The 3,937-nt window shown below is 70.0% G+C and carries 3 protein-coding genes and 1 pseudogene; 3 read left to right on the top strand and 1 reads right to left on the bottom strand.

Annotated features, from left to right (window positions below):
• Positions 1-176: 176 nt before the first annotated feature.
• On the bottom strand, positions 177-860 hold the full coding sequence (locus ABZ646_RS42290; protein ID WP_360531824.1) for a GDSL-type esterase/lipase family protein: 684 nt from the start codon (positions 858-860) through the stop codon (positions 177-179).
• Between the two features lie 128 nt (positions 861-988).
• Between ABZ646_RS42290 and ABZ646_RS42285 the strand changes: the two genes are divergently transcribed.
• The 3 genes and pseudogenes from ABZ646_RS42285 to ABZ646_RS42275 all read left to right on the top strand — a co-directional run.
• Positions 989-1,981, top strand: coding sequence for a WD40 repeat domain-containing protein (locus ABZ646_RS42285; protein ID WP_360531821.1), 993 nt, complete (start codon positions 989-991; stop codon positions 1,979-1,981).
• Between the two features lie 137 nt (positions 1,982-2,118).
• Positions 2,119-3,630 carry a cellulase family glycosylhydrolase gene (locus ABZ646_RS42280; RefSeq protein WP_360531818.1) on the top strand — a complete coding sequence of 504 codons (1,512 nt, stop codon included), beginning with the start codon at positions 2,119-2,121 and terminating at the stop codon, positions 3,628-3,630.
• Positions 3,631-3,703: 73 nt separating this feature from the next.
• A pseudogene (locus ABZ646_RS42275) lies at positions 3,704-3,937 on the top strand (hypothetical protein); the annotation flags it as partial.

Below are 3,937 nucleotides of genomic sequence, written 5' to 3'. Positions count from 1 at the left end.
GTGGTCCCTGGCGGTCGCCCACAAGGTGACCGGCGGTGATCTCGTCGTCGCTCTTGGCCATCGCGATCCTGTCTTCGAGGACGGTCATCCTGGCGCTCCTCCCCGGCCGCCCTCCGCACGAGTGCGGCCGCGCGGTTCAACGATACGCACGGTGACCGGGCAACGGCGGATTTCGGTCAGTCCGTTCCCGCCTCGTACGGCTGTCCCATGCCCCACCCCTGCCACATCGCCGCCGCGAACGCCCCCGCGATCCGGTGCTCCCCGTTCGCGTTCGGGTGCGTGCCGTCGTAGGTGTCCGTGTCGATGTCGTACGACTCCGGGGGCGAGGCCAGCAGGAGCGGCGACCGGGGCTGGTCCAGGTCGGCGACGGCCTTGGCGAGCAGCACGTTGAACCGGTCGACCTGGGCGGCGAACGCCTCGTCCGACGCGGCCCTGATGTTCCGGATCACCGGCAGTATCACCATGCGGATCCGCGGGGCCGCCTCCCGTGCCGCCGCCACGAAGGACTCCACGTTCGCCGCCGTCTGCTCGGCGTTCGTGTAGAAGCCCAGGTCGATCAGGCCGAGGGAGACCAGCAGGACGTCGGCACGGTGGGCCCGCACCGCGTCCCCGATCAGCGGGACCATGTGCTGCCAGCCCTCGCCCCAGCCCGCCAGGTGGGCCCGGGGGAAGTCGGGATCGGCGTAGGCGTACGACGTCGGGGCCTCGGCCGACTTGTCGTAGAGCGTCTCGCGCGGGCCGACCAGCGTGAACGGACCGCCGTACGTCGCGCACAGGTGCTGCCACATGCGGTACCGCCATGTGTGTTCGCCCGCGCTGCCGATCGTCATCGAGTCCCCGACGGGCATGAACCTGAGCATCCGCTCATGATGGACGATCAGGGGGAGGCGAGGGGCCGGGGTGGCGTGTGAGGCCCACCACGTGCCCCGGGCGCACCCTCTGTCGTCCTCCGTGATCGAACCCGGCGCGGGATGGCAGGCTTGGGCCCATGCGTCGACGACCGCTCGCCCTTCTCGCCGGGCTCCTGCTCACGGGGGCCCTCGCCTCCGCGCCCGCCCTTGCCGCCGACGGTGCCGGCGACCAGGGGTTCACCATCAAGGACCCGCGCATCGCCGAGTCCAGCGGTCTCGCCGCCTCCCACCTCCACCCCGGCGTCTACTGGACCCACAACGACAGCGGCGACGGCCCGTACATCTACGCCGTCGACAGCGCGACCGGGAAGACCCTCGCGAGGATCACCCTCAGTGGCGTCGGCACGCCCCGAGACGTCGAGGCCATCTCCATCGGCCCCGGCAACCAGATCTACGTCGGCGACATCGGCGACAACCTCGACGGCAGCTGGCCGTACGTCTGGATCTACAAGCTGCCCGAGCCGAAGAAGCTCGTCGACCGGACGATCAGGGCGACGCAGTACGTCGTCAAGTACGCGAACGGCGCCCGGAACGCCGAGTCGCTCGTCGTACACCCCAGGACGGGGCGGGTGTACATCATCGACAAGAAGGAGGACGGCGGGCATCTCTACGAGGGCCCGGCCACCCTCTCCGCGTCGGGCACGAACATCTTCAGGCCCGTCGCCACCGTCGACCTCTGGGCCACCGACGCGGCCTTCTCCCCCGACGGCAGGCAACTCGCCGTACGCGGCTACTTCGGCGGGATCTACTACGACTGGAACGGCGGCGAGATCAAGCGGGCGGGGCGACTGGACGTGCCGCTCCAGAAGCAGGGCGAGTCGATCAGCTACTCGCCCGACGGGACCAAGCTGTTGTACGGGAGCGAGGGCGTCGACAGCCCGGTGCAGGCGGAGGACGTGCCCGGCGGGTCCGGCAAGTCGTCCTCCGGCAGCGGGACGTCGGCGAGCGGTGACGGCGGTGGCGGCCCGGCGTCCGGCGGGGTCAAGGTCGGCGCCCTCGCCGTCGGCGTCGTCGCGCTCGCCTTCTTCGGGGTGCGGCGGCTGCGGCGCCCCTCGGACCGCGGGCACTGATCCCCGGCCGTACGTCTTGACGTGACGGTGGTGTGTCAGTTTCCTGGGAGGTGCGCGGTACATGGGAGCGCTCCCATAGAGTTCCGGGGCCGCGCGCCCCCAAGCGAGACTCCGTGAGACTCCGAGAGGAACAGCCCATGTTCCGCTTACGCAGCCTGCGAAGAGCGCTCTGTGCCGCGGTCGCCGCGCTCCTCCTGCCCCTCGCCGGTGCGACGGCCTCCGCGCACGCGGCGACCGCCCCGGGAGCGGGCTACTGGCACACCAGTGGCCGGCAGATCCTGGACGCGGCCGGGCAGCCGGTCCGGATCGCCGGGATCAACTGGTTCGGCTTCGAGACCGCCAACTACGTGGTGCACGGCCTCTGGTCGCGCGACTACAAGAACATGATCGACCAGATGAGGTCGCTGGGCTACAACACCATCCGGCTGCCCTACAGCGACGACATCTTCAAGAGCACGACCGTCCCCAACAGCATCGACTTCAGCAACGGCAAGAACGCCGACCTGCAAGGGCTGAACTCGCTGCAGGTCATGGACAAGATCGTGGCGTACGCGGGGCAGGACGGGCTCAAGGTCATCCTCGACCGGCACCGTCCGGACGCCGGCGGCCAGTCGGCGCTCTGGTACACCTCGTCCGTTCCCGAGTCGACGTGGATCGCCGACCTGAAGGCGCTCGCTGCGCGGTACGCGGCCGATCCGACCGTCATCGGCATCGACCTGCACAACGAGCCGCACGATCCGGCCTGCTGGGGCTGCGGGGACGTGTCCGTCGACTGGCGGCTGGCCGCCCAGCGCGCCGGGAACGCCGTCCTGTCCGTCAACCCGGACCTGCTGGTCTTCGTCGAGGGCGTGCAGACGTTCAACGGCGTCTCGGGCTGGTGGGGCGGCAACCTGATGGGTGTCGCGCAGTACCCGGTCCAACTGAGCGTGGCGAACCGGGTGGTGTACTCGGCCCACGACTACGCCACCAGCGTGGCCCAGCAGAGCTGGTTCAGCGATCCGACGTTCCCGGCCAACATGCCGGGGGTGTGGGACTCGTACTGGGGTTACCTCTTCAAGCAGAACATCGCCCCGGTGTGGGTGGGGGAGTTCGGTACCACGCTCGCCTCGACGGTGGACCAGAAGTGGCTGGCCGCGCTGGTGAGTTACCTGCGGCCGACCTCGGCGTACGGTGCCGACTCCTTCCAGTGGACCTTCTGGTCCTGGAACCCCGACTCCGGTGACACCGGCGGCATCCTGAAGGACGACTGGGCGACCGTGGACACCGTGAAGGACGGGTACCTGGCGAGCATCAAGGCGCCGTTGTTCCCGAGCACCGGGGGCGGCGGGGGAGGGGGCGGGGGGACGAGCGCCTCCTGCGCGGCCTCGTACGCCGTCAGCAGTGACTGGGGCAGCGGCTTCAACGCCGCGGTCACGGTCACCAACACCGGGACGAAAGCGATCGGTTCGTGGAAGGTGAGCTGGACGTGGAGCGGGTCGCAGCAGGTGACGAACATGTGGAACGCGTCGTACACCCAGAGCGGGGGGACGGTCACCGCGGTGAACGCCGCGCACAACGGGGCGGTCCCGGTCGGTGGTTCGGCGAGCTTCGGGTTCGGGGGCGCGCCGGGCGGCGGTGCCGTGCCGAGTGTGAGCTGTACGGCGACGTGAGGCGGGGTGCCCGAGCCCGGACGTGACGGGCGCCGTCACCTGCTTGGTGGACCGTCGCGCCCGAAATGCGCGGATGTGCGGTTCCCTGGGGTCAGGCTGTTCCCGATCGCACCGCGACCGCCGAAGGAGTCCAGCCATGTCCCACGTGCCCACCGACCTCCGCTACACCGACGACCACGAGTGGGTCCGCACCGGTACCGACGGCATCGCGACCGTCGGTATCACCGACCACGCCCAGAAGACGCTCGGTGACATCGTCTTCTTCGAGCTGCCCGAGGTCGGCAGGAAGGCCGAGGCCGGGCAGCCC

Source organism: Streptomyces sp. NPDC007162 (genome assembly GCF_040634175.1).
Taxonomy (GTDB): Bacteria; Actinomycetota; Actinomycetes; order Streptomycetales; family Streptomycetaceae; genus Streptomyces.
This window is presented reverse-complemented; position numbering and strand designations above follow the sequence as displayed.

Bases quoted from the DNA above. Each gene is read 5' to 3' on its own strand.
- ABZ646_RS42280 (WP_360531818.1), top strand. From the start codon at position 2,119: ATGTTCCGCTTACGCAGCCTGCGAAGAGCGCTCTGTGCCGCGGTCGCC.
- ABZ646_RS42285 (WP_360531821.1), top strand. From the start codon at position 989: ATGCGTCGACGACCGCTCGCCCTTCTCGCCGGGCTCCTGCTCACGGGG.
- ABZ646_RS42290 (WP_360531824.1), bottom strand. From the start codon at position 860: ATGCTCAGGTTCATGCCCGTCGGGGACTCGATGACGATCGGCAGCGCG.